This is a genomic window from Paenalcaligenes hominis, from assembly GCF_011927625.1.
Taxonomy (GTDB): Bacteria; Pseudomonadota; Gammaproteobacteria; order Burkholderiales; family Burkholderiaceae_B; genus Paenalcaligenes; species Paenalcaligenes hominis.
The window spans coordinates 325909-350014 of sequence record NZ_JAATIZ010000004.1 but is presented as its reverse complement, the minus strand read 5'-3'; the positions used below and the strand labels follow the sequence as shown (position 1 = coordinate 350014).

23 protein-coding genes, 1 rRNA gene and 2 pseudogenes are annotated in these 24106 nt (G+C 47.8%); 7 read left to right on the top strand and 19 right to left on the bottom strand.

The window, feature by feature from the left end; all coding sequences use genetic code 11:
* Window positions 1-87: ribosomal RNA gene (rrf, locus tag GGR41_RS13355) — 5S ribosomal RNA — on the top strand; the annotation flags it as partial.
* 63 nt (window positions 88-150) lie between these two features.
* Here the strand turns inward: rrf and GGR41_RS11595 are convergent.
* The 8 genes from GGR41_RS11595 to GGR41_RS11560 all read right to left on the bottom strand — a co-directional run bounded on the left by GGR41_RS11595 (window position 151) and on the right by GGR41_RS11560 (window position 8134).
* Entirely contained in the window at window positions 151-1059 is a 909-nt protein-coding gene (locus tag GGR41_RS11595; RefSeq protein ID WP_167661972.1) for a delta(1)-pyrroline-2-carboxylate reductase family protein, read from the bottom strand.
* Between the two features lie 18 nt (window positions 1060-1077).
* Window positions 1078-1671: a helix-turn-helix domain-containing protein gene (locus tag GGR41_RS11590; RefSeq protein ID WP_077734859.1), complete on the bottom strand. Its 594-nt coding sequence runs from the start codon at window positions 1669-1671 to the stop codon at window positions 1078-1080.
* Window positions 1672-1689: 18 nt separating this feature from the next.
* On the bottom strand, window positions 1690-2436 hold the full coding sequence (locus tag GGR41_RS11585; protein WP_167661971.1) for an ABC transporter ATP-binding protein: 747 nt from the start codon (window positions 2434-2436) through the stop codon (window positions 1690-1692).
* Window positions 2433-3248, bottom strand: coding sequence for an ABC transporter ATP-binding protein (locus GGR41_RS11580; protein ID WP_167661970.1), 816 nt, complete (start codon window positions 3246-3248; stop codon window positions 2433-2435). Before GGR41_RS11580 ends, GGR41_RS11585 begins: the two co-directional genes overlap by 4 nt.
* Window positions 3245-4414 (bottom strand): high-affinity branched-chain amino acid ABC transporter permease LivM, encoded by a 1170-nt coding sequence (gene livM, locus GGR41_RS11575; protein WP_420873525.1) that lies wholly within the window; start codon window positions 4412-4414, stop codon window positions 3245-3247. Before livM ends, GGR41_RS11580 begins: the two co-directional genes overlap by 4 nt.
* Window positions 4415-4761: 347 nt before the next feature.
* Entirely contained in the window at window positions 4762-5679 is a 918-nt protein-coding gene (locus GGR41_RS11570; RefSeq protein WP_077734862.1) for a branched-chain amino acid ABC transporter permease, read from the bottom strand.
* Between the two features lie 70 nt (window positions 5680-5749).
* Window positions 5750-6871: a branched-chain amino acid ABC transporter substrate-binding protein gene (locus GGR41_RS11565; RefSeq protein WP_167661969.1), complete on the bottom strand. Its 1122-nt coding sequence runs from the start codon at window positions 6869-6871 to the stop codon at window positions 5750-5752.
* Between the two features lie 78 nt (window positions 6872-6949).
* Window positions 6950-8134, bottom strand: a complete 1185-nt coding sequence (locus GGR41_RS11560; RefSeq protein ID WP_167661968.1) for an NAD(P)/FAD-dependent oxidoreductase — start codon at window positions 8132-8134, stop codon at window positions 6950-6952.
* A 229-nt stretch (window positions 8135-8363) separates the two neighbouring features.
* Between GGR41_RS11560 and amaB the strand changes: the two genes are divergently transcribed.
* The 4 genes from amaB to GGR41_RS11540 all read left to right on the top strand — a co-directional run bounded on the left by amaB (window position 8364) and on the right by GGR41_RS11540 (window position 12587).
* Window positions 8364-9863, top strand: a complete 1500-nt coding sequence (amaB, locus tag GGR41_RS11555; RefSeq protein ID WP_167661967.1) for an L-piperidine-6-carboxylate dehydrogenase — start codon at window positions 8364-8366, stop codon at window positions 9861-9863.
* Window positions 9864-9979: 116 nt separating this feature from the next.
* Window positions 9980-10708, top strand: a complete 729-nt coding sequence (locus tag GGR41_RS11550; RefSeq protein ID WP_167661966.1) for a class I SAM-dependent methyltransferase — start codon at window positions 9980-9982, stop codon at window positions 10706-10708.
* A gap of 108 nt (window positions 10709-10816) precedes the next feature.
* Window positions 10817-11626, top strand: a complete 810-nt coding sequence (locus GGR41_RS11545; protein WP_167661965.1) for a siderophore-interacting protein — start codon at window positions 10817-10819, stop codon at window positions 11624-11626.
* A 187-nt stretch (window positions 11627-11813) separates the two neighbouring features.
* Window positions 11814-12587 carry a MipA/OmpV family protein gene (locus GGR41_RS11540; protein ID WP_167661964.1) on the top strand — a complete coding sequence of 258 codons (774 nt, stop codon included), beginning with the start codon at window positions 11814-11816 and terminating at the stop codon, window positions 12585-12587.
* Between the two features lie 3 nt (window positions 12588-12590).
* Here GGR41_RS11540 and cysW read toward each other — a convergent pair whose 3' ends face one another.
* Genes cysW through cysP form a run of 3 tightly spaced genes read right to left on the bottom strand, consistent with a single transcriptional unit; the run spans window position 12591 to window position 15272 of the window.
* On the bottom strand, window positions 12591-13406 hold the full coding sequence (gene cysW, locus GGR41_RS11535; RefSeq protein WP_167661963.1) for a sulfate ABC transporter permease subunit CysW: 816 nt from the start codon (window positions 13404-13406) through the stop codon (window positions 12591-12593).
* Between the two features lie 4 nt (window positions 13407-13410).
* Complete coding sequence (gene cysT / locus GGR41_RS11530) at window positions 13411-14259, bottom strand: sulfate ABC transporter permease subunit CysT (RefSeq protein WP_077734868.1); 849 nt, start codon at window positions 14257-14259, stop codon at window positions 13411-13413.
* 17 nt (window positions 14260-14276) lie between these two features.
* Window positions 14277-15272, bottom strand: a complete 996-nt coding sequence (cysP, locus tag GGR41_RS11525) for a thiosulfate ABC transporter substrate-binding protein CysP (RefSeq protein ID WP_167661962.1) — start codon at window positions 15270-15272, stop codon at window positions 14277-14279.
* Between the two features lie 183 nt (window positions 15273-15455).
* Here cysP and GGR41_RS11520 point away from each other — a divergent pair.
* A pseudogene (locus tag GGR41_RS11520) lies at window positions 15456-16166 on the top strand (sulfate/molybdate ABC transporter ATP-binding protein); the annotation flags it as partial.
* A 16-nt stretch (window positions 16167-16182) separates the two neighbouring features.
* On the opposite strand, the gene GGR41_RS11515 reads toward GGR41_RS11520, so the two are convergent.
* Complete coding sequence (locus tag GGR41_RS11515) at window positions 16183-16587, bottom strand: HIT domain-containing protein (protein WP_167661960.1); 405 nt, start codon at window positions 16585-16587, stop codon at window positions 16183-16185.
* 25 nt (window positions 16588-16612) lie between these two features.
* Here GGR41_RS11515 and GGR41_RS11510 point away from each other — a divergent pair, with 25 nt between their 5' ends.
* A complete protein-coding gene (locus GGR41_RS11510) occupies window positions 16613-17611 on the top strand; it encodes a CorA family divalent cation transporter (RefSeq protein WP_167661959.1) in 999 nt (332 codons plus the stop codon).
* 44 nt (window positions 17612-17655) lie between these two features.
* Here GGR41_RS11510 and GGR41_RS11505 read toward each other — a convergent pair whose 3' ends face one another.
* The 7 genes and pseudogenes from GGR41_RS11505 to GGR41_RS11475 all read right to left on the bottom strand — a co-directional run bounded on the left by GGR41_RS11505 (window position 17656) and on the right by GGR41_RS11475 (window position 23949).
* Complete coding sequence (locus tag GGR41_RS11505) at window positions 17656-18207, bottom strand: DUF924 family protein (RefSeq protein WP_167661958.1); 552 nt, start codon at window positions 18205-18207, stop codon at window positions 17656-17658.
* A 14-nt stretch (window positions 18208-18221) separates the two neighbouring features.
* Window positions 18222-18959 (bottom strand): amino acid ABC transporter ATP-binding protein, encoded by a 738-nt coding sequence (locus GGR41_RS11500; RefSeq protein WP_077734875.1) that lies wholly within the window; start codon window positions 18957-18959, stop codon window positions 18222-18224.
* A gap of 15 nt (window positions 18960-18974) precedes the next feature.
* Complete coding sequence (locus tag GGR41_RS11495; RefSeq protein WP_077734876.1) at window positions 18975-19640, bottom strand: amino acid ABC transporter permease; 666 nt, start codon at window positions 19638-19640, stop codon at window positions 18975-18977.
* A gap of 1 nt (window position 19641) precedes the next feature.
* On the bottom strand, window positions 19642-20394 hold the full coding sequence (locus tag GGR41_RS11490) for an amino acid ABC transporter permease (protein WP_077734877.1): 753 nt from the start codon (window positions 20392-20394) through the stop codon (window positions 19642-19644).
* A 113-nt stretch (window positions 20395-20507) separates the two neighbouring features.
* Entirely contained in the window at window positions 20508-21404 is an 897-nt protein-coding gene (locus GGR41_RS11485) for an amino acid ABC transporter substrate-binding protein (RefSeq protein WP_167661957.1), read from the bottom strand.
* Window positions 21405-21509: 105 nt separating this feature from the next.
* Window positions 21510-22179: pseudogene (locus GGR41_RS13150) on the bottom strand (RNA-guided endonuclease InsQ/TnpB family protein); the annotation flags it as partial.
* Window positions 22180-22323: 144 nt separating this feature from the next.
* Entirely contained in the window at window positions 22324-23949 is a 1626-nt protein-coding gene (locus GGR41_RS11475) for a Na+/H+ antiporter (RefSeq protein WP_167661956.1), read from the bottom strand.
* Window positions 23950-24106: the final 157 nt, after the last annotated feature.

The following is a 24106-nucleotide window of genomic DNA, read 5'->3' as shown; positions in this document are numbered from 1 at the left end:
TCCTTTTCCATTCCGAACAGGACAGTGAAACGCTTTCGCGCCGATGATAGTGGGCTGCGCGCCTGTGAAAGTAGGTCATCGTCAAGCTCTTATACTAAAAAACCCCTGTTGGTGATCCGACAGGGGTTTTTTTTCGTCTTTTTTGCTGAGTTACAGCACGATTTCGCGCTGAACCCGGGCACACCGTGCTGCCGCGAGGTCCCAGGCGGCACAACCAATGGTTTTATACAGCAAGGGGCGTTGGTGTTTGCGGTGGGATTCATCGTGATACAACGGCTGAACTGCTGCCCAATTCACACGAGCTTGAATTAAGTCGCCTGCTTCTTGGCGTGCCGCATCACTATTATCAACAAAAATATCACTACCCTGTACAGTAGCAGGATGAATTTCAGCCATTTCAGGTGTATAAGCCCCTACAGCAATGACTAAGCGATCTAATAAAGCCGTTTCGCTATAGACAGGCTTTGAGCTGCTTGTAACGGTAATGACCACATCCGAATCGCTAGGAACCGCTTGTACTGCCTGTAAAGTATGAGGTGAGCCAAGTCGCTCGATGAGTTTTTGGGCATTATGTGGCTGACGAGCTAATAAAGAAATAGTGGCTTGGGGATATAACGTCAGCAGCGCTTCGGCGTGACCATAAGCTTGGACCCCAGACCCAATCAATGTGACGTGTTTGGGTTGTTGCCACAGTAATTCAATACCCATCATCGACAATGCAGCAGTACGCCGTTCGGTGACGGTTGGCCCATCTAACACAAATAGCGGTGCGCCCGTATGGCCATCATAAGCACAGACTAAACCTTGAATAACAGGCTCACCTTGAGCGGCATTATGCGGCATCACGTTAACGAGCTTGTGCACCCCTATATCCTGTGCGGTTGCTGGCATAGAAAGTAATGTGCCGCCAGCTGGAAAAGCCAGTGCTTGGCGGGCGGGTGTGCTGATTTTGCCCTGAGCTTTTTCTTGGGCTGCGTGGATCAGCGCTTTAACTAAGGCGGGATAGGGAAGTACAGCTGCAGTTTGAGTTCGATCTAAGGTGGCTAAATGAGCTGGCATTATGGTTCCCTCTTGGAGTTATTCAATTAAGTCGGGTTTAGTACTGATCCACAACACCGTCGCGTCTTCGTCTGTATGATTTAATACGCGGTGTTGCATTCGGCTATCAATGTAAAAACAATCGCCAGGGTTCAGTACCGCAGGTTGGTAAAACTCGGTATGTAATTCAATCGAGCCCGTTAGTACATACACAAATTCTTCGCCAGCGTGGTGACTCCAGCCTTCATCTTTTTCTAGGGTCTGGGCTTTAATGCGGCTAATAAAGGGCATCATGCGTTTATTGGCTAATTGAGAACACAGCACAAGGTGTTCGTAAAGGGGCGTTTCATGCAGTTCCCCTTTGCCTTTACGTTCGATAGTGCGACGTCCTGCGCCCATGTGTTCTTGAGCTGGTGCAAATAGCTCGGCAACATCCAACCCAAACCCTTGAGCTAAACGTAGCAAAACATCATAAGTGGGTGAGCTGAGCCCGTTTTCTATTTTGGATAGACTAGAAGGGGCTACGCCACAGGCTTTGCTGGCTTGATCTAGCGTCCAATTGCGTTCTGTACGTAATGAACGAAGACGTTTAGCCAATGCAGAGGCGCTGGATTTAAGGGTATTAGTTGTCACTGTTGTATCCTAAGAAGTCTAGGGTAATGCCGTACACGTTTGATTGGATTTTCTGCCCCCCAGATAGGCGTCACGAACTTCGGGGTTTGCCAAGAGCTCGGCACCACTACCACACATTGCAATGCGTCCATTCACCAGTACATACGCTCGGTGTGCTAGAGACAGCGCATGATAGGCATTTTGCTCGACCAAAAATATGGTTTTACCTAGACTAGTAATGTCTTTAAGAATGTCAAAAATTTGTTTTACGATAAGAGGCGCTAGTCCTAGACTAGGCTCATCAAGCAATATTGTACGAGGTCTAGACATCAAAGCACGAGCCATTGCTAGCATTTGCTGTTCACCCCCTGATAAGGTGCCTGCACGTTGATTACGTCTTTCTTTTAGACGAGGAAAAAGAGCAAACATGTCTGCTTTGTCTTCTTCCATGTGTTCCATACCTATGGGCAGAGTGCCGATCAGTATGTTTTCTTCGACCGTCATGCCTGGAAAAATGCGGCGCCCTTCAGGGACTTGCGCAATACCGTGCTTGGCAATCTCGTGCGGTTGAAGTTGGTCTAGACGAATACCGTCGTACAGAATTTCTCCTTGTGTAATTTTAGGGTCACCAAAAATACTCATTAACAAGGTGCTTTTACCCGCGCCATTTGCGCCTATTAATGTCACGATTTCACCTGCGTGTACCTCAAGGCTGACGTCGTGCAAAACTTGAATTGAGCCATAACCACTGCAAATGTGGCGTATGTCTAATAAAGGCGTTGTCATGTAATAATCTCCGTGCCTAAATAAGCCGCAATAACGTGGGGGTCTTGACGTACTTCATCGGGTGAACCGTCAGCAATGACTTCGCCGTGGTCTAACACAATCACATGCTCTGAAATATCCATGACCAGACTCATATCGTGTTCAATCAGTAAAACAGTGACTTGATACTCATCACGCAATGCGTAGATTAACTCAGCAAGTTGCTCTGTTTCTGCTGGGTTTAGACCGGCAGCGGGCTCGTCTAGGCAAATTAAACGGGGGCTAGTACACATAGCACGCGCAATTTCTAGGCGACGTTGGCGTCCATAAGGTAAAGAGCCTGCTAGGACGTTAGCATCAGCACTAAGATGTAAGCGCTCAAGCCATTGCATCGCGCGGTCTACCCCGTCTTGTTCCTGCTGCTCGAAGCGGGAGCTAGCCAGCATCCCACGGAATAAATTGCCATCTAACTGTAGATGTTGTGCGACTAAGAGATTTTCTAACACCGTCATGTCTTGAAAGAGACGAATGTTTTGAAAGGTTCGAGCAATGCCTGCCCGAGCAACTAAATGCGAGCCACCAGTAAAAGGGCGCGTCAGCAGTTTGGCAATAGTGTGTTGTTTTTGTCCGTTATCATCATAAAGGTAAATGTTACCGGCAGAGGCATGATAAAAACCCGTCACGCAGTTAAATACCGTGGTTTTACCTGCTCCGTTAGGGCCAATCAAGGCAGTGATGGAGTTTTGATAAACCTTAAAGCTGATGTTGTTGTTGGCGATGATACCGCCAAAGCGCTGGGTCAGACCTTCGACTTCGAGTAGGATTTTTTTCATGGTTCAGAGCCTTTAAAGCTAGGGCGGCGGCCGCGAATCAAGCCATGAGGGCGCCAGATCATCATGGCAATCATGAGCAAACCAAATACCAGAACGCGGTAATTAGCAAAATCCCGCAATAGCTCTGGCAGTAAAGTCAGGACCAATGCCGCAATAATGACTCCTAGCATGGACCCCATACCACCTAACACCACAATAGAAAGAATGAGTACGGACTCAAAAAAGTTAAATGACGTTGGGTTGATAAAGCCTTGGTAAGTTGCAAAAAACACCCCCGCTACGCCGCCTGCTACAGCCCCCATCATAAAGGCTGAGAGCTTAACGTTGACATGGTTAATACCTAATGAACGGCACGCAATTTCGTCTTCTCGCAAGGCTTCCCATGAACGGCCTAAAGGCATATAGCGTAAGCGGTTAAAAAAGCGTAAGGAGATGGCGACAATGACAAACAAGACCACATAAATAAGCAATGACTTGTAGTCGTTGCTGTAAGGGATGCCGAAAAACTCGTGGAAGGGTTCGCCTCCACGTGTGGCTCGGCGTGAGAACTCTAAGCCAAACAAAGTAGGGCTAGGCGCTGCGGCACCGTTGGGGCCGCCAGTGACTTCCACCCAGCTGGTTAAAATTAAGCGAATAATTTCACCAAAGCCCAAGGTGACAATGGCTAAGTAGTCGCCTTGCATACGCAACACGGGAAAACCTAAAAGAGCACCGCTTAAGGCGGCAAAAATAGGGGCTAATAATAAGGCGGTCCAAAAGCCCATATCAAAATACTGATAACCCAAAGCAAGAAAATATGCCCCTACGGCATAAAAGGCGACAAAACCGAGATCCAAAAGCCCCGCCATACCCACTACAATATTCAGCCCTAACCCTAACAACACATAAATTAAGGCCAATGTGAGGTTGTCGAGCCAGGTTTTGGGTAACAGCTCAAAGTAGTTAAGCAAAATAGGCAAACTAAAGCCCAGCACGAAAAGCACTGGAACCAGATAACGCCAACTGTTAACTTGGTGCTTGATTTTAGGAATGCTGATGCCGTAGGCAAACAACACAAAGAGCACCATAAGAATCAAAGCCGAGGCAGCCCCTAAAGGCATATAGCCCAAAAAACCTAAACTGAGCAGCACGACGCAGGCGCCGAGTGCCAGGGCAAATAAACTCAGGGTTTTAGATAAGGGTGGGGCGGTACGCGACTCAACCTGCACATTGTGGGCGTCAGAACGTTTGAAATAATTTAAAAAGCGCACGCCACTAGCTGTTTGGGCCAACACCGCCACAGCAAATCGCCCTAAGCAGACCAGTAAAGCAATAGCAATCCCATTGACTGCCAATGGCTGACGCCAAGGCAGAAATACGAAATCATATTGTTTTAAGACGAGGTTGGTAATGGGACCCAATACCAATAACGTTAGCACCCCAGCTGTAAGCGCGTCTTTTAGTGCATGCAGCCAATTAATGGATAACGTGGTTTGATGGGTTTGAACGGAGGATTTATGCGTCAGTGTATTCATCACACTTTCTCCACCGCAGGTCGGCCTAATAAGCCACTGGGTTTAAATATGAGGACCAAAACTAAAATACTAAAGGCAAAAACGTCTTTGTAATCGCTGCTGACTAAACCAGAAAAAACCGATTCCAGCACACCTAATAGCAAACCGCCTAACATGGCACCTGGCAATGAGCCAATGCCCCCTAGGACGGCAGCACTAAAGGCTTTGATGCCAATGATAAAACCAACATAAAAGTCAAAAGAGCCATAATTCAGTGTGACCAACACCCCAGCAATGGCTGCTAAGGCTGAGCCAATGACAAAAACAGACGAAATGACTCGGCCGGTATTAACGCCTAGCATCGTGGCCATTTTTCGATCTTGTTGGGTGGCCCGAGACTGACGTCCCATACTGGTATTTTGAATAATCCAGGTCAGTACAGCCATCGCAATTAAACTGGCCGCAATAATAATGAGACTCATGTAGCGAATTTGAATGAATTCTGTGGCATTGCCTAAGCGAAAGCTGCCGGCAATTAACGTGGGTACCCCTTGAACATTGGGCCCTTGCGCCAGTTGAACGTAATTTTGTAAGACCAATGACACACCAATAGCGGTGATTAATGGCGCCAAGCGAGTGGTGCCACGTAAGGGTCTGTAAACGGTGCGTTCTATGCTCCAACCGTATAAGCCTGTAATAAACATGGTCACAATCAGTGTGGTGATCAAAGCAAACGGTACGGATTGAATGCCAAAATAACTGATCACTGCCAAAGTAATTGCACTGATATAGGCACTGACCATATATATGTCACCATGGGCAAAGTTAATCATGCCAATAATGCCATACACCATGGTGTAGCCGACAGCAATCAGGCCATAAATGGAACCGAGCGTCAGGCCGTTAATTAACTGTTGCCCTAAAATATAGCTATCCATGGGATACGTCTCCTGTTTCCGGTACAGCAAAGCGCTACGCCTTTAGGCGTAGCGATGAGAGGAAGGTGGGTTAAGGAAGTTCGTTGTAACCGCCGTTACTATCCCATTGATACATCACATAGTCGGGTTCTTTTAGATCGCCTTTCGCATCCCACTCTTTAGGCCCAAGTACCGTATCAACGCGGTTCTTTTTCAACCACTCTGCTAACTCCGTACCGCTCGTGCTATTAGCACCTGCTAGCGCTGCCGCTAAAGACTGGATCCCTGCGTAGGCATAGAGGGTAAATCCATCCGATTTTTGACCGGCGGAGCTAAGTTCAGCAATGACCCCTTTGCTGGATTCCATATTGCGTGGATCACGTGGAAAGCCCATGTACACGCCTTCGGCGTATTGATTGCCCCCAGCGGCAGTGACAAAGGCGGGGTCTACAATACCGTCATCCGACACATACGGCATTTGTAAACCTTGTTCACGAATTTGACGTACTAAGGTGCCTGCTTCCGCATACAGACCGCCAAAAAATACAGCGTCTACATTTTCACCACGAATTTTAGTGACTAAGGCGTTGTAATCACGTTCGCCACGGTTGACCCCATCAAAAAGCACCGTTTCAGTGCCATGGGTTTTAGCGACATCACGTGTGGCTTCTGCCAAGCCACGACCATAAGTGTCTTTGTCATGGACGACAGCAATCCGTTTAGCGCCGAGCGTATTGGCAATAAAATCACCGATCACCGTGGCTTGTTGGTCATCGCGACCACAAATACGCGTCATGGTTTCTAACCCGCGCTCGGTGACATCAGGGTGGGTGGAACCGGTTGCCATAGAAATAATATCGGCGTTGTCATAAATTTCTGAGGCGGGGAGGGTACTGGATGAGCAAAAATGACCTAGCACCGCAGCCACTTTGTCTTGATCAACTAAACGGTTTGCCACGGCGACGGCTTGTTTAGGTTCACACGCGTCATCGGCTTTAACTAAAACAAGCTCTTTGCCGTTAACCCCTCCTGCCTCGTTGATGGCTTTGGCTGCAGCAGTAGCGCCAATCCAAAGCTGATCACCAAAGGCAGCATTTGGGCCAGTAAACGGGCCAGCAACACCAATTTTTACTACCTCCTTCGCTTGCAAACCAAAAGGCAGAGTGCAAGTTAATGCTACAGCAAGTACATGTAAACGAAATCGTTTGTGCATGTTTGTCTCCTTGTCGTAATGAAAGCGCTTGAACCGCTAGAATTTATAGTGTGGGTTCAAACGAATGAGGTGTAGAGCTTAAACAATATTGAATTCCACAATGGGTTTACGCTCTAGAATGCGATCCCAACCAAGTCGGCTTAGATCTAAACTACGGAAGTGGCCATAAACAATGAGTTCGCTTAGGGCCCGTCCTACTGCAGGGGCTTGCTGCATGCCATGGCCACTAAAACCATTAGCAAACAGCACGTTATCAAGTTGGGGGTGCGAGCCGATAATGACGTTTTGATCTAAGGTGTTCATGTCGTAATGCCCTGCCCAACTGCGAACTAAACGCAGCGCTTCGAACGCAGGCACGCGTTCGGCTAATAAGGGCCATAACAACTCATCGAAGAGCTCGTGTTGTACATCAAAGTCGGTGCTGATTGGGTCGTTGTCAGCAGGCGGTGAAATGCCAGCGATAAAGCCGTCTCCTTCGGGGCGGAAGTAGGCACCGCTTGGGTCAATGGTCATTGGGCAATTGGGTAGCTGAGCAGGGCTTTGGAAATAAAAAACACAGCGTTTTTTTGACTCTACGGGTAGCTCGATACCCATTTTTTGTGCTAGAGCCGTAGCGCCTGTACCGGCTGCATTGATCAGCATATCGCAGGTTATTGTGGTGTGATCGTCAAGGGTAACGGCAGTGACAGTTGCATTTTTCTTGACCACATCCACCACGGTGCCTTGATGATAACGAGCCCCTAGCGCGGTGGCTTTACGGCGCATACCTTGCATCATGCCATACGCATCTAACCAGCCTTCACCCGCTAAGCCTAAGGCACCCGCGGTTAAATCAGCGGTATTCATCCAGTTGAATCGCTGTTGAATTTGTGCAGGAGTAAGCAGTTCTATTGCTGCTCCGAGCTGAGTTTGGGTGTGATGATTTTGCTCTAGGTGACGTTTGCCTTCTGCGGTGCTGGCTAAAAATAAATAGCCTCCTTCGTGGAAGGCGGGATCAGGGGCGTCATCGTTCACTTTCATCGTATCCGCAAACTCACGCAAAAACTGGGTACCAAATTGGGACATTTGGATGTTTTCTGGGGTGGTGAACTGATGACGAATAGAGGCTGCCGACAAAGTCGTGGCACAGTACTGATAGCTTAGGTCTTTTTCAATGACTAAAACGGAGCCAGTGAAATCGGGATTAGCAACGAGAAAATAGGCAGCGGCACTGCCTACCGCGGCGCCACCAACCACAATAACATCATAGTGGGAGTTCAACATGAGACGCAGACTCCTGAGTGCGAAGTAAATTAAGGTGACCCATGCCATAAAGCAGGCATTGGCTTATTTACATTATTTTCATAATTCAAAATAAAAGCGCTTGGTGTTTTCCCTTGGGCAATAAATTTCCTAAAAGAAAGGTGTTAACCTTAAAGTGAAAATTAACGTAGTAATAGAAAAGCCAAATGGGAATTTATTTAGCCTGTAGTGACCTCACTAAGGAGTCGATATGCAAATTGAAGAGTTGTTAAAACGCTTGGGTGTGGATCAGAACCACCATGCAGGACAGCAGTTGAAGGTCCATTCTCCGATTGACGGTGCTCAGTTAGCGGCCTTGGCAACACATAGCGTCGAAGACGTCGATACCGCCGTAGAAAAAGCACAAAAAGCATTTAACGAATGGCGTACTGTGCCAGCCCCACGACGCGGTGAGCTCATCCGATTATTGGGCGAAGAGCTACGTAAAGAAAAAGAAGCGTTAGGGCAACTGGTGTCGATGGAGGCGGGTAAGATCGTTGCCGAAGGCCAAGGCGAAGTGCAAGAGATGATCGACATCTGCGACTTTGCGGTGGGTTTATCGCGCCAACTGTATGGCTTAACGATTGCATCAGAACGACCAGGTCATCGCATGATGGAAAGCTGGCATCCCCTAGGCGTAGTCGGGGTGATCACTGCATTTAACTTTCCTGTGGCGGTATGGTCATGGAATACGGCGTTAGCTATCGTGTGCGGTAACCCTGTTATTTGGAAACCCTCGGAGAAAACTCCGTTAACCGCCTTGGCCTGTCAGGCTTTATTTGAGCGTGCCTTAGCTCGATTTGGTGATGCGCCAACGCATTTATCACAAGTGCTTGTAGGCGAGCGCGACGTGGGGGAACGCCTCGTTGATCATTCGGGTGTTGCTTTGGTCTCAGCGACTGGCTCTACGCGCATGGGCCGCGAAGTCGGACCGCGTGTGGCGGCACGTTTCGGACGCTCTTTGCTTGAGCTCGGTGGGAACAATGCGATTATTGTGACGCCGACGGCAGATTTGAGCCTAGCGGCTCGGGGCATTTTGTTTGGAGCGATTGGTACCGCTGGGCAGCGTTGTACTACTACCCGTCGATTAATCGTGCATGAAAGCGTTGCCGATGAACTACTAGAGCAGCTACGCCGTGCCTACCAAAGCGCTCAAGTCGGTAATCCACTCGATGCGTCTACGCTTGTGGGGCCTTTAATTGATAAAGCGTCATTCGACGCCATGCAAGAGACACTTGAGCAAGCTAAAAAGCAAGGGGGCACCGTGTTTGGCGGGGAACGCTGCTTAGAAGACCGCTACCCCGATGCGTGGTATGTCAAACCCGCTCTAGTGGAAATGCCAAGTCAGACCGAGGTGGTTAAACACGAAACTTTTGCACCTATTTTGTATGTGATGCGTTATCAGGACTTTGACGAGGCGATTGCCATGCAAAATGATGTGCCGCAAGGTCTGTCATCGGCAGTATTTACCAACCATTTGCGTGAGGCTGAGCGCTTTTTATCGGCAGCAGGCTCGGATTGTGGCATTGCTAACGTCAATATCGGCACCTCTGGGGCGGAAATTGGTGGCGCATTTGGCGGAGAGAAAGAAACGGGGGGCGGCCGTGAATCGGGCTCCGATGCGTGGAAAGTCTACATGCGTCGTGCTACCAACACCATTAACTACTCTACCGAATTACCGCTCGCGCAGGGCATTCAATTTGGTAGCTAACAACCACTCGCTCCAAGCCCCGTTCTTAAACGGGGCTTTTTATTATAAAAAACTAATAAAAATTGGCGGCTGATAGATTGTGTTAATATGAAGTCCCATTGACTTATAGAATTTACATGTCTAAATCTGCTCCTTATCAAACTCAGCTTCGTACTATTCAAATTCGGGGTCAAAAGCCCTTAGAAATCTATACTTTATTAGACCGCCAACAATACTATGACCCAAAAGGGGCTGCCAAGCGCTTGGGAATTTGTTCCGCCTCATGGCCATTATTCGGCATGTTATGGCCGTCTGGTTTACAACTGGCTAAAAAAATTGTGCAGCGTCCGGTCCAGCCTAATCAAAAAATATTAGAAATAGGTTGTGGGTTAGGGTTAGCGAGTTTGATGGCGCATCGTTTAGGCGCGAATGTCACAGCCAGCGATAGGCATCCATTAGCTCAGCATTTTTTAAATAAAAATGTGGTTAAAAACTTTCTCCCCGAGATTAATTACCGGCATGGTCAGTGGGGCTTAGAACAGGAAGTCAGTCTTCAAGACACAGGGGCAGCGCTCGTTTCAGAGCGTTATGATTTAGTGATGGGCAGTGATTTATTGTATGATCCCAGCAGCCCTAAACAGGTCGCTGACTTTATTCATCAGGTGGCGGCTCTGACTTCGGAAGTGTGGGTGATGGATCCAAACCGCGGCTATAGGAATCAATTTAGTCGAGCCATGGCGGCGTATGGATTCAGCTTGGTACGAGATAAAAAAATTCAGCGCCCCTACACGTATAGTCTGGAAGACACACCCCAACCGTACTCGGGCCGATTTCTCATCTACCGCCGAGACATTGCCCTAAACTAAACACAATTGCCTAGGCAGCAACAGTGTATTGCAAATGAGAACCATTGCTATTTGCAGGCGGGCTTGATACATTGAGGTCCTATCAAGCTATATATACAGAGAGAAATTATGAGCGCCCCTGCATCTGCCTTTACAGTGGAACGTGTACGTCATCCTATTGTGGTGCGTACCCTTACCGTCGTCACTATTGAATCATTATGTCCTAATTATGTCCGTATGGGTCTTGCTGGGCCTGACCTGGATGGCTTTGTTTCAATGGGGTTTGATGACCACGTTAAAATCTTTTTTGCGGCTTCTGCAGCGAAAACCCCAGTTATTCCTTATACGACCGAAACGGGGGTTGGCTTTCCAGAGGGCAGCGAAAAACCATTAGCTCGTGATTACACACCGCGCCATTATGATGCTGAAAAAGGGCTGTTGGAAGTGGATTTTGTATTGCATGATGATGGACCTGCTGGCAGCTGGGCGCGACAAGCTAAGGTGGGCGATACCCTAACTTTAGCAGGGCCTCGAGGTTCAATGGTGATACCTAAGGACTTCGATTGGCATTTGCTTATCGGGGATGAGACCGCCTTTCCTGCTATATCACGGCGTCTAGCTGAACTGCCAAAGCAGGTGGTGCCAATCGTGGTGTTGGCATTGACCGACCCTGAGTTAGCACACCATTTACCTTTTCACCCCCTTGCTCGAGTCCAAGTTGTAGCGCACTCGGATCAAGGCCAGCGGTTAACGGAAGCCATTGATGCATTAGAACTGCCTGCGGGTCAAGGCTACGCCTGGGCCGCAGCCGAATCAGCGGTAGTAAAGCACGTTCGCGAAAGCTTAGTGCAAACGCATGGCCTAAGCAACAAACAAATAAAGGCGTCCAGTTATTGGCGTTGTGGCGCTGCAGGCTTTCATGAAACCTTGACGCATTGACATCCTCCCGCCCTAAACGACGAGGCTTGATGTGCATTTTGGTAAACTGCCCGCGCAGAGTTGCCTAGCATTCATTATGTCTTATATAGACTGTTGTCCTCATACTAGTTATGTTTAAATAAGATGTTTTTAGTTTTGTATTTAGATTAAGCCTAATAGGGCTTAGTCAGTATTAAGGGAAACGGGAATGCAACCGCTCAATACGCTGGTACGAGTTAAACATCGTTTGGTTTTAGGTATGGCCTTAGGGGTATGGGGGCTTGCGAGCCAAGCGCAAAATACCCTTGGGCTGGGCACAGGGATTATGCCTAAGTACGAAGGGTCTAAGCACTATACCTCGCGCCTTTATCCTGTTCTTAGTCATCAAAACGAAATCTTTTTTATTACTCCCAAAGCGGAAATGCCCGCAGTAGGTTTGCAAAGCAAACTGACCGATGATTGGAAGGTAGGCGTATTTGCAGGATACCAATGGGGGCGTAAAGCCAGTGATGCGCATCGATTGACGGGTACCGACAGAATCAAAAACTACGGCAATGTAGGGGTGTTTAGTCAGCATCAAATAGGTGATCTCAATCTGGATGTGACGCTCTATCATGCCCTTAAGAAAGACTATGGCTTAGGGGTACAGCTAGCCGCCTCATACCCTATCTGGCAAGGAGGGTTAAGCGGCTTGCGTATTGGTGGTAATCTTGCGTTTATGAATACCGATGCCATGCAAACGCATTTTGGCGTTAAACCCCACGAGGCCGCAGCTAGCCAAGGGCAATTGCACACGCACAATGCCTCAGGGGGCTTAAAATCGGTGACTATTTATGGTTTATATACGTATCGCCTTAGTGACAGCTTCAGCCTAAACACCGCCTTAGGTTTAAAAAACCTGACTGGCGATGCCCGTAATAGCCCATTAACCGAGCAGAAAACCAGTGTGTATGGCTCAGTAGGTGTGGGCTATTCCTTTTAAGCACTAGCGGTTTAAAGCGGGTTGGTTTTTTTCCAGCACGCTTTTTACCGCAATGGTGATTAGTGCCATACTAGCTAATAATAAAGCGGCACTAAACGCACCAACAACTTTATGGTCATCGCTAAGCTGTTCAACTAACAAAGCCAAGGTTAATGTTTGCCCGCGTATCGCACCCGAGACCACCGAGACTGCCCCAAACTCGCCAATAGCGCGCGCATTACATAACACCACCCCATACAGCAGACCCCATTTGATTTTAGGTAGGGTGACATAGTAGAAGATTTGCCAGCCGGTGGCGCCCAGCGTCAAAGCAGCTTGCTCTTGATCTGAGCCTTGCTCTTGCATCAAAGGGATTAAAAGTCGAGCAATAAATGGGCTAGTCACAAACATCGTCACCATGACCAAACCAGGCCAGGCAAACATAAGCTGAATATCGTGATCAGCGAGCCATTGACCAAAATAGCTTTCAGCGCCGTACACCACCAAATAACATAACCCAGCGACAACAGGTGAGGTTGCATACGGGATATCGATAAGGGTCATGAGTAATTGACGCCCTTTAAATTGGTAGTGAGTGACACACCAAGCAAGCAGCACTCCAAAGACTAAATTAATAGGTACTGTCATGACAGCAACCAACAGCGTCAAGCGAATAGCATGCTGCATGTCAGAGTGAGTGAGCGCTTGCCAAAAACCGCTGAGCCCTTGACTGAAAGCTTGGCTAAAAATAAGCAGTAAAGGCAAAACCAATAAAATAAAAACCAAACTGACCGCTAAGGTGATCAGGCCACGTTGGGTAGCTGTTAAGTTTGTTTTCATGAGCTTAGTGTTTTTTATTAAAAATACGGTTTTGCATAAGCTGTAAACCGAACAGCAAAAGTAGCGAAGCCGCTAGCACGACCGAAGCAATTGCCGCAGCAGAGGCATAGTCGTATTCCGCTAAACGTACAAAGATCATTAAAGAGGACACTTCGGTTTGATAGGGCGAGTTGCCTGCAATAAAAATTACGGCGCCAAACTCGCCTAGACAGCGAATGAACGCTTGGGAGGCGCCTGTAATTAACCCAGGTAATAAAATAGGGACAACGACTAAATGAAAGCGTTGCCAAGCCGTTGCACCCAACGTATCTGCAGCTTCTTCTAGGGATTGATCTAAGTTTTCGATCAGAGGCTGCACAGATCGAACAATAAAGGGCAGGCTAGTGAAGCTCATGGCCAACACAATGCCATACCAGCTAAACGCTATTTTTATGCCCAATGGGGCAAGTAATTGACCCACCCAGCCATTTGGAGCAAATAAGGTAGCCAGCGTCAACCCAGCCACAGCAGTAGGCAAAGCAAACGGCAAATCAATTAAACCATCAATAAAACGGCGCCCAAAAAACTCGTAGCGGCTTAATACCCAAGCAAGCAATAAACCCATTAGGCTTACTAAAACAGTTGACCAAAAAGCGGCGCTAAGTGTGGTGCGATAACTGGCTAAGACACGAGGGTGCGTCACGGCTGCCCAGTATTGAGCTGCACTCATATCGCTGACATACACAAACAAAGCAGACAAGGGCAATAAAATAACGAGGCTAATATAAAGCACACTGACTCCCAGGCTTAAACCAAAGCCTGGGAGCACGGTTTTTTGCTCTATAAAACGCCAGTTAAATGTGGTGCTGGACATAATCAGAGACAAAAAAGTTATTGAGCTAAAAGCTGATCTAAGATGCCATCGCTACCAAAGTGTTGGCTTTGAATATCGCTCCATGACCCTAGTACTTCATTTGGATTAATTAAACGAACTGGCGCTAAATCGGTTTTTACGCTGTCATCATGAACCCGATAGTTATAGCGGCTTAGTAACTCTTGAGCTGGCGTAGCATAGAGATAATCTAAGTAGGCTTTGGCTTGGGCTGTGCTTTTTTGACGTTCCGTTACGCGTTCTACGACGGCAACCGGAAATTCGGCCAGTACGCTAACAGGCGGTACGATAACCTCGAACTCATGGTCTTTGAACTCATCGCTGTTAGCAATATTGATGACTTCGGACTCGAAAGTTAACAAAGCATCACCTTGGTTATTATTAGCAAACGCAACGGTGGCGCCACGGCCACCCGTAGGAAAACTTTCTACGTTATGAAGCAATTTTTTAACAAAGTCTTTGGTCTGAGCTTCGTCGCCTTTAAATTGCTCGTTGGCAAAGAGCCACGCCCCTAAGTAGCTGTAACGAGCATTCCCTGAGGTTTTGGGGTTAGGGAACACCACTTTCACGTCATCGCGTACTAAATCTTCCCAGCTTTTAATATTTTTTGGGTTGCCTTTGCGTACTAAAAAAGCAATGGTGCTGTAGTAAGGCGAGGCATTGTTAGGGAATTGTTCCTGCCAGTTTTTATTGACAAAGCCTCGTGCGGCTAATACGTCAATGTCTGGCACTTGGTTAAAGGTTACTACATCGGCTTTTAAGCCTTGCAAAATGGCTTGAGCTTGGCGTGAGGTTCCCGCATGCGATTGCTCTACAGAAAGCGGCTGTTGATGCTCTTGCTGCCAGTGTTGCTCAAACAAGGGGTTGTATTCAGCAAATAACTCGCGTGCAATATCATAAGACGCGTTCAGTAATTTGTCGTTATTGGCTGTCACCGTAAAAGGAGTCAGTGCAGCGGCACTAAACAAACTAATAGAGACGAGGGTTTTTTTCATTAGACTAGGCCCGATAGAGTAAGAGTGAATGTGTCTATTTTTCCTCAGCCCCTATATATCGGTAAACGATAGTTTTACTGTTTGCTTATTCTTAATTGATCTATTTCTATATTCTATTAAGATATAAAGATGCTTTCGCTTATGCGATAACATTGAGTCATTCCCTCTTTTTTATCGATTGCCATGTCCATTACTGTTCAGCATATTTCGCGTCGCTTCGATGACTACCAAGCTCTAAGCCGTATTTCTTTAGACATTGCTTCCGGAGAACTCGTGGCATTGTTAGGCCCATCAGGGTGTGGCAAGACCACATTGCTGCGTATTATTGCTGGGTTAGAGTCCGCCGATGAGGGACAAGTCTTTTTAGACGGCGCCCAGGCCACTCACACTCCGGTAAGAGAACGAGGCATTGGCTTTGTATTCCAGAACTACGCCTTATTTCCCTCAATGACAGTAGCGGATAATATTTCTTTTGGTTTACGGGTTTTGCCCCGAGCAGAACGCCCCAATAAACAGGCCATTAAAAAAACGGTGACCGAGCTGCTCGAGCTTGTGCAGCTAAGCGCCTTGGCTGACCGATACCCTGCCCAACTATCGGGTGGTCAGCGTCAACGGATAGCTTTAGCTCGAGCCTTAGCCATCAAACCCAAGGTGTTACTGCTTGACGAGCCTTTTGGGGCGTTGGATGCGAAAGTACGTAAAGAGCTACGTCAATGGCTACGCGAATTACACCACGAGCTAAAAATTACCAGTGTATTTGTTACGCATGACCAGGACGAGGCCGTAGAGGTCGCTGACCGTATTGTGGTGATGAACAAAGGCCATGTTGAACAAATGGATACCCCGGCAAAACTGTTCGCCTTTCCGGCCTCACCGTTTGTAAAAGAGTTTTTAGCCGCTTAGGCGAATGTTACACGCCCAATAATTGGCGCAAGTCCTGCAATAGGTCTTGCGCTTTTTGCCGTTCATAAGGCTGGGTGGCTAGATTTAACCAAGCAGGCTGCGGCCAAGCGGGATCCACGTGGTGACGCGCAATAATATGAAGATGAAGTTGAGGAACTTGATTGCCAAACGCGGCGAGGTTCATCTTATTGGCTGTGCTGTAGCGAGCCAGTTTCTCGCTGACGTGGCTGCATTCCATCATGAGTTGTTGTTGATCCGTCGGGTTAAGCTCGTAGATTTCACGAACTTCTGCACGGCGTGGGACTAAAATCACCCATAAATAACTGCTATTATTATTGAGCAATACGTCGCATAGCTCGAGCTGCCCTAAAAAAAATGTGTCTGCTTGCAGAGTGGGGTGGAGTTCGAACATAAATTACTACCCTTTAGAGATAACAATGACAACCAATTCATCTAGTCGAGTGTCTTCAGCGCACATAGCAAAACGCTATGCTGCAGGGCAACCCCCTCAAACGCTAGACCTAGATGGCTTAGCACACCCAGTGCAAGCTAATAGTATCGTGTGGTTAAGTTTAATTCATCCTACTGACGACGAACTACTGGAAATTTTACCGCACTTTATCGGTTCCCAATCGCGAGTACTGGATGAGGTAGTGGTCAAACACCGACGCCCTAAAGTGGTTGAGTACGATGCGGTCAGTCTTGTGGTTGCCATTACTTATAAAGTGGATCATGGGGTGTTACGTTTTGGTGAAACGCAGATTATTTTTGGGGCGGGCTACCTAATTAGCATTTGGCGCCATACTGCTATGACTGATACTGAAAGTCGCGCTGAACTCGAGGCCAAGCCCGATTTGCTTTTACGGGGTGCTGATTATGTCGTGGCAGAACTGTTAAACAGCATTACAGATAGCTATGCCAGTCAGTTGCTAACGCTAGAGTATCAAGTAGAAAAAGTAGAAGCCCAATTTTTTGGGGGGCGTTTTCACCATAAAGATATCGAAAAAGCCTACCATTTACGACGCACTTTATTACGCATTCAAAGCAGCATTGGGCCGTTAGCCGAACTGTCACGTCGTTTTAGTCGACAGCCTGCTTTAAGTTACGTAGGCGCATCTAGCCAAGCCTATTTTGCCGAGGTCGCCGACCGTATTGCCCGTCTATCAGAGCTAATAGGGGTGCTACGCGACACCACTGCTTTTGCGTTTGAAGGGGGCATGATGATTATTCAGCTGCAGCAAAACGACATTAGCCGCAAACTGGCCGCTTGGGCAGCTATTTTAGCCATACCTACAGCCCTAGCCGGTATTTATGGGATGAACTTTACATTGATGCCCGAGCTGGATTGGAGCTTTGGGTATCCGATGGTGATTGGGGTGATGGCCCTGGTGTGTAGCGGCTTGTATTACCGCTTTAAGAAAATGCAATGGCTCTAGCAGCCCTAGCGTAGCACGTCGGTTAAGACTGAATACAAAGCCGCTTAAAAAGACGAATCAGGCCCTTTCAGAAATTCTCGTTCAGCCGCCGTAGAGGCTCGCCCTAAAATGGCATTGCGATGGGGGTAGCGCCCAAATCGATCAATGATGACTTTATGTCGGATCTCATATTCAGTCGTGGTGGCATCGGTGTACTGCTCAAATAAACCCAGCGCTTGGTCATGAATTTTTTTAGATTCCGAATGCATAAATGGCATTAAAATAAATTGCCTCTCGCGTTGAGTAAGCTGTACGAAATGGGGGTGACGTAGCGCTTCTTGGGCCAAGGCTAAAGCCATTGGGTCTTGAGCAAAGGCACGTGGCCTGTTGCGCCAAATGTTGCGCGAGAATTGATCTAATACAATAATTTCAGCTAAACGCCCGTGCAAGCTATGACGCCAGTGTGCGCATTCGCCTTGGGCAACGGCTTCGGTGGTATGTAAAAATTGCTGCGTAAGACGTCGATCAAACTGCGCATCTTTAGTGAACCATTGTTCAGGCGTTGTCACATGTGCCCAAAAGTGTAAAACAGCCTGTGGGCTAAGAGCGGTAGACATAGTGATCCTCGTAGTTATTGCACTAAGATTTTATTTAAGAAGTCTTTGGTACGGGCTTGGCGAGCATCTAGATTACCAAAGAACTCATCGGTAGGGCAGTCTTCAAGAATATGTCCCCCTACATCCATAAAGATCACTCTGTCACTGACGCGACGGGCAAACCCCATTTCATGTGTGACACACATCATGGTCATGCCTTCGTGAGCCAGTCCAACCATCACATCTAAGACTTCACCCACCATTTCTGGGTCTAGGGCGGAAGTGGGCTCATCAAATAGCATGACGATGGGGTCCATGCTGAGTGCTCGCGCAATCGCTACCCGTTGTTGTTGTCCCCCCGAAAGCTGACCAGGAAATTTATCTTTATGGGCGGCAAGCCCAACGCGTTCGAGGTATTTTAAACCATGGGCGTAGGCGTCACTTTTACTGCGCCCCAGTACACGCATTTGGGCAATAGTGAGGTTTTCTGTAACAGAAAGGTGGGGGAAGAGTTCGAAGTGCTGAAACACCATACCCACACGACTGCGTAATTTAGGTAAATGGGTTTTGGGGTCGTGCACAGGCGTGCCCTCTACCCAAATTTCGCCTTCTTGAAAAGGCTCGAGGGCATTGATGGTTTTAATTAGGGTGGATTTTCCCGAACCAGAAGGGCCTGCTACCACGACTACTTCGCCTTTATTCACTACAGTGGAACAGTTAGTGAGTACTTGGAAGTCCCCGTACCATTTAGAGACATTTTTCATTTCAATCATTGTGTATCCCTTAGCTTAGCGAATGATGGCGATTTTTTTATGTAAGCGTTTAACTAGCCACGACAGTGAATAACAAATAATAAAATAAACCACGGCAGCCCCAATATAGGCCTCGATAGGGCGACCAAAGTTCTTGCCGGCGGTTTCAAAGCCTTTAAGTAAATCGTAGGCGCCAATCGCATACACCAATGAGGTATCTTGGAAAAGAATAATGGTTTGTGTTAATAGCACAGGTAACATGTTACGAAAGGCTTGAGGCAAAATAACCAAACGCATGTTTTGGCCATAGGTCATGCCTAGCGCCTGACCCGCAAAGACTTGGCCCCGTGGAATGGACTGGATACCTGCGCGCATGATTTCACTAAAGTAGGCCGCTTCAAAGGCAATAAAGGTAGCAATAGCCGAGGTTTCGGCACCTACGGCTACCCCTAAAATCATAGGCATTAATAGAAAAAACCACAGAATGACCATGACTAATGGGATGCTGCGCATGCCGTTGACATAGATGGTGGCTGGTAAAACAAGCCAAGGTCGTCCTGATAAACGCATTAATGCTAAAAGCGTACCAAACACTACCCCGCCTAATGTAGCGACTAGGGTAAGCCATAGACTGAAGTAAAGCCCTGAAAGAACATAGTCGCTAAGCAGGCTCCAGTTATAAAAGGCGGCATCAAATTGCATGTTAATGCCCCCCTTGTGCGCTGCTAATAAACCCCGGGATTTGTGTGCGTTTTTCTATGAACGCCATGATTCGGTTAATCGCAAAGGCGGTAATAATATAGAGAGAGGTAACCGCTAAATAAATTTCTACCCCTCTTGAGGTTTCTTCTTGGGCTTGCATGGCAAACATAGTGAGTTCGGCTATCGAGACCGCAAATGCAACCGACGAGTTTTTCACTACGTTCATGGACTCGCTGGTTAACGGCGGAATAATAATCCGAAAAGCCATGGGCAAAAGCACATAGCGATAACACTGTATCGTCGTAAAGCCTAACGCTAGACCTGCATAGCGTTGGCCTTTGGGCAGGGACTCGATGCCAGAGCGTACTTGCTCGGCAATACGAGCTGAAGTGAACACGCCTAATGCGCAGACCACAAGGAAAAAGCCCGACACATCGCGTAATACAGGCACAAACGTAGGGGCAACGTGATACCACAGAAAGATTTGAACTAATAAAGGAATATTGCGAAACAGTTCAACCCACGCGTTGCCAAGTCGAACCAGCATAGGCTGGTGCGGCAGGGTGCGGATGGCCCCTACAATAAAGCCTAAAAGTAAAGCAATCGCTAATGCGCTGAGAGAAACAGAAATAGTCCAACCCCAAGCCGAAAGCATCCAATCCAAATACGTCGTGGAGCCGTTTTCTCCAAAACAACCTTTAACGACTTCCATGTCTAGGTCATCTCGACAAAATACTTGCCAATCCCAAGTCATGCGACCCCCTGAATATAAAGCCAACAACAATAAATACGCCTAGGGCATGAGTACGATGTAACGACAAAACCCCTGTAGAAGGGGTTATGCCATAAAACTAAAAGGGAGAGTGATTAGAATTTGTAGTCTTCCATGGGTTTGTCATTGGGGTTAGCCCAAGCGTCTTTGGTGGCTTCGGAAAGCTCGAGCCCAATCACAGTGCCTGCTGGCGGGGTAGGCTGCAAAAACCATTTGTCCCACAGAGTATTGAGCGTGCCGTCTTCGATTTGACGTTGGATGCTCTTGTTGATGGCGGCTTTGAGCTTGTCATCATCTTTGCGCAGCATGCAAGCGATAGGCTCGACACTGAGGGTCTCGCCTACGATTTTGAAATCAGCCGGATTACGGGCTTTTGAAATATTGGCGGCTAGAATGGAGCCATCCATTACAAACACATCAGCGCGACCGGTTTCAAGTAAAAGAAAGCTGTCTGCGTGGTCTTTACCCATGACCTCTTTGAAGTTGATGCCTTCGGCGCGTTTGTTACGGCGTAGCGTTTGGACTGAGGTAGTGCCTGTTGTTACCGCAACGGTTTTACCATCGAGGTCGGCAATAGAGCTAATGCCAGAGTCGGCCTTGGTGGCCATACGCACCTCTTCAACATAGGTGGTGTTGGCAAAATCAACGTCTTTTTGGCGGGCTTTGTTATTAGTGGTTGAGCCGCATTCAAAGTCAACACTGCCGTTTGTCACTAAAGGAATGCGGTTTTGTGATGTCACTGGCTGGTATTTGATTTCTAGTTTTTCCAAGCCTAAGTCTTTGCGTAAGTCGTCTACAATATTTTCTGCCATTTCCGTATGGAAACCGACATATTTTCCATTACCTAAGGTGTAGCCTAAACCAGAGGACTCTCGCACCCCTAAGGTGACAGATCCAGAGTCTTTGATTTTTTGCAACGTATCTGTAGCTTGGGCCAATGCACTGCCTGAGGCTAGAGCAAAGAGTGCAGCAGCGATGAAATGTTTTTTCATACAGGTTCCTTGAGTCGAACTACCAATAGATAATTAACTACTCTTAGGTTAACTAAGCCATTTGATTCTAGAAGCAATTAATTACAACGACTAGTAGGTTTATACCTATATACAGGACTTCCTTTGACATCCTCCCCCGCCTAAAGGCCGGGGATTCCTACGGCGCTCAAGGGAGGCATTGAGCCGTCCCAGAGTCGCTTCGGTGGGTTCCTGCTGCTGGCGGCCTGACTGCACCACTCACTTCACAGGCGAACTGGGCGTGTCCCGCCCTTAATACATTGATCGCACCAACCACATCGGCATGCTCCTCGAAACTGCATTGCACACAGGCGAAGGCCGCTTGCGTAGGACGATTTGATTGACTGCAATGCCCACATTCAGGGCAAGTCTGACTGGTGTAATGCGGGGGCACCGCAACAAGCCACCCCCCCGCCCACGCCATTTTGTAGTCTAGCTGACGGCGGAACTCGAACCACCCTTGATCCAGTATGGCTTTATTCAGGCCGGACTTGGACCGAACGTTTCGCCCCGGTTGCTCGGTGGTGCCTGCTGCCGACTTGCTCATGTGATTTACGGTGACGTTTTTCACTGTGTCCCGTACCTCGCGACGGTTGCGGTAGCGCACCCAGCTCAGTTTCGGCAGAAAGATACGGCTGTTTTCCTGATCGAGTTTGCAGCCTCGCGGGTAACGGAAACGGTCTGACTGGCCTTTTTTCTTGAAGCGGGGAAAAGCGGCGCGTTTGGCAAAGAAGTTTTTGTAAGCACGTTCTAGGTCTAAGACGCTAGCGCGTCCGCGCTATTCATCTGCGCCCTGAACGACGGGGTTTTCCGCGCGATTTGATAAAACAGGTCAACCCACAAGGGGAGCCAATCGGCATGAAAAAAATAACAGCCAACAGTATGCACTGAACACGTTACGTTAATTAAAGCGTACCTCGTCTAAGTCGAGTTTTTGAACTAAATCTCGGGCTAGCTCATCGGAAATCTTGTGCTCTTTGGCAAGCTGATAAATGCTTTGGCGAGCAGCAGTAATAATTTTTAATCGCAACAAGCGCTCGGTATGGTGTTTTTTGTAATCAAGACTTGTGCTGTCAGTAGGATAAGTAAAGCTATTGGCAAAATCAGATAAAAGCCTGGTTTTGACTTCGTCATAATAGGCTTGATCTAAATCGTGTTTATCTAGGCTAGTAATAAGCTCATCAATGTGTTCAGCAGCCACGGCATGGGCTGTTTGAATAGCCATGTGCGTTTGTTTTTCATGAGAAGCGGTGGTTGAGCGAGTGGGTGCTAAATCTTTCAATAACCACGGCAACACCACACTAGCTAAAATAAGCGAAATAATAATGACCGTTGCTGCCAGAAAAATCGCCAGATCACGCCCTGGGAATTGAGCACCGTCAGGCAATAACAACGGCAATGTCAGCACACCCGCCAAGGTCACGGCACCCCGTACCCCAGCAAAAGATAAAATAAGAATATGGCGCCATTGGGTAGCAAGGGTTTCAGGTGTGTGCGTGAACAAGCGCATTAAAAACAAGGAAAGGCTGACCCACACAAAACGCAACGCCGTCAAACTTAAACAGATAACTAATGCATAAATCACTAACCACCACGGGTTGTGATGGCCGGTTTCCTGTACTAAGCGCACGGCATTAGTAAAAATGCCGGGTAGCTGTTCGCCAAGCAACACAAACATAATCCCGTTCAGGGTGAATTGCAACGTGTCCCAGAGCGCAGTACGGCGAACCCGAGTTAATGGAGCAATACGCCCGGAAAACTCAATGGTGCTCATTGTGAGGCCAGCAGCGACAGCCGATAAAATCCCAGAGCCGCCAATTTTTTCAGCCACAATATAGGCAGCGAAAGGGGTCAAAATACTTAAAAGCAGCTCGGAGCCTTGTTCTTCGCCAAAACGGCGGGTAAAACGTTCACGTATAAAGGACAAGCCCCACGTGACCATGACACCTGTCATCAAACCAGCTAAAGCGACCCAGATAAAAGACGATGCGGCTTGCGTCAAAGAAAAAGCGCCCGTCATGGCGGCAAGCACGGCCATTCTAAAAGCCACTAGGCCACTGGCATCATTAAATAGAGCTTCCCCCTCGAGGATGGACATAAGGCGCTGTGGCACAGGGAGGCGACGCGTGATGCCGGCCACCGCCACTGGGTCAGTAGGAGACACAATGGCTGCCAAAGCAAAGCTCACTGCCAATGGCATAGCAGGGATCATCCAGTGAATGATATGGCCTAAGCCCAAAACAGTAATAAACACCAAGCCAAAAGCCAGATGAAAAATACCTGCTTTATCACGCATCAAGGCGTCTTTAGGAATACGCCAGCCATCAAGAAACAGTAGAGGAGGAATAAAAAGCAAAAAAAACACCTCGGGGTTGAGGCTGATGCCCTCTTTAAACACCCCTGCAATCACAATACCAAAAAGGATTTGGATTAAAGGAAGAGGAACCCCCCAAGGCAAGACTCGGCCAATCACGCCGCTAAGCAAAATAGCAATGAGCATGGTGAAAATTAACCCAATGCTTTCCATGACCCTCTCCATATAAACGTGACGCTAAGTATTCTAATCGAGTGTTCTGTAAACAGCATCAAAAATAAACACATAATGCTATGCTAAGGCCATGGAATCCAGAGTACGACGTGGATCCACCGTGCAGTTTTGAATTCAGCTCGTACAATCCCCAGGA

Excerpts from the sequence above, each read along its gene's own strand:
- GGR41_RS11595 (WP_167661972.1), bottom strand. The coding sequence starts at position 1,059 with ATGCCAGCTCATTTAGCCACCTTAGATCGAACTCAAACTGCAGCTGTA.
- GGR41_RS11585 (WP_167661971.1), bottom strand. The coding sequence starts at position 2,436 with ATGACAACGCCTTTATTAGACATACGCCACATTTGCAGTGGTTATGGC.
- GGR41_RS11580 (WP_167661970.1), bottom strand. The coding sequence starts at position 3,248 with ATGAAAAAAATCCTACTCGAAGTCGAAGGTCTGACCCAGCGCTTTGGC.
- GGR41_RS11570 (WP_077734862.1), bottom strand. The coding sequence starts at position 5,679 with ATGGATAGCTATATTTTAGGGCAACAGTTAATTAACGGCCTGACGCTC.
- GGR41_RS11565 (WP_167661969.1), bottom strand. The coding sequence starts at position 6,871 with ATGCACAAACGATTTCGTTTACATGTACTTGCTGTAGCATTAACTTGC.
- GGR41_RS11560 (WP_167661968.1), bottom strand. The coding sequence starts at position 8,134 with ATGTTGAACTCCCACTATGATGTTATTGTGGTTGGTGGCGCCGCGGTA.
- amaB (WP_167661967.1), top strand. The coding sequence starts at position 8,364 with ATGCAAATTGAAGAGTTGTTAAAACGCTTGGGTGTGGATCAGAACCAC.
- GGR41_RS11550 (WP_167661966.1), top strand. The coding sequence starts at position 9,980 with ATGTCTAAATCTGCTCCTTATCAAACTCAGCTTCGTACTATTCAAATT.
- GGR41_RS11545 (WP_167661965.1), top strand. The coding sequence starts at position 10,817 with ATGAGCGCCCCTGCATCTGCCTTTACAGTGGAACGTGTACGTCATCCT.
- GGR41_RS11540 (WP_167661964.1), top strand. The coding sequence starts at position 11,814 with ATGCAACCGCTCAATACGCTGGTACGAGTTAAACATCGTTTGGTTTTA.
- cysW (WP_167661963.1), bottom strand. The coding sequence starts at position 13,406 with ATGAAAACAAACTTAACAGCTACCCAACGTGGCCTGATCACCTTAGCG.
- cysT (WP_077734868.1), bottom strand. The coding sequence starts at position 14,259 with ATGTCCAGCACCACATTTAACTGGCGTTTTATAGAGCAAAAAACCGTG.
- cysP (WP_167661962.1), bottom strand. The coding sequence starts at position 15,272 with ATGAAAAAAACCCTCGTCTCTATTAGTTTGTTTAGTGCCGCTGCACTG.
- GGR41_RS11515 (WP_167661960.1), bottom strand. The coding sequence starts at position 16,587 with ATGTTCGAACTCCACCCCACTCTGCAAGCAGACACATTTTTTTTAGGG.
- GGR41_RS11510 (WP_167661959.1), top strand. The coding sequence starts at position 16,613 with ATGACAACCAATTCATCTAGTCGAGTGTCTTCAGCGCACATAGCAAAA.
- GGR41_RS11505 (WP_167661958.1), bottom strand. The coding sequence starts at position 18,207 with ATGTCTACCGCTCTTAGCCCACAGGCTGTTTTACACTTTTGGGCACAT.
- GGR41_RS11500 (WP_077734875.1), bottom strand. The coding sequence starts at position 18,959 with ATGATTGAAATGAAAAATGTCTCTAAATGGTACGGGGACTTCCAAGTA.
- GGR41_RS11495 (WP_077734876.1), bottom strand. The coding sequence starts at position 19,640 with ATGCAATTTGATGCCGCCTTTTATAACTGGAGCCTGCTTAGCGACTAT.
- GGR41_RS11490 (WP_077734877.1), bottom strand. The coding sequence starts at position 20,394 with ATGACTTGGGATTGGCAAGTATTTTGTCGAGATGACCTAGACATGGAA.
- GGR41_RS11485 (WP_167661957.1), bottom strand. The coding sequence starts at position 21,404 with ATGAAAAAACATTTCATCGCTGCTGCACTCTTTGCTCTAGCCTCAGGC.
- GGR41_RS11475 (WP_167661956.1), bottom strand. The coding sequence starts at position 23,949 with ATGGAAAGCATTGGGTTAATTTTCACCATGCTCATTGCTATTTTGCTT.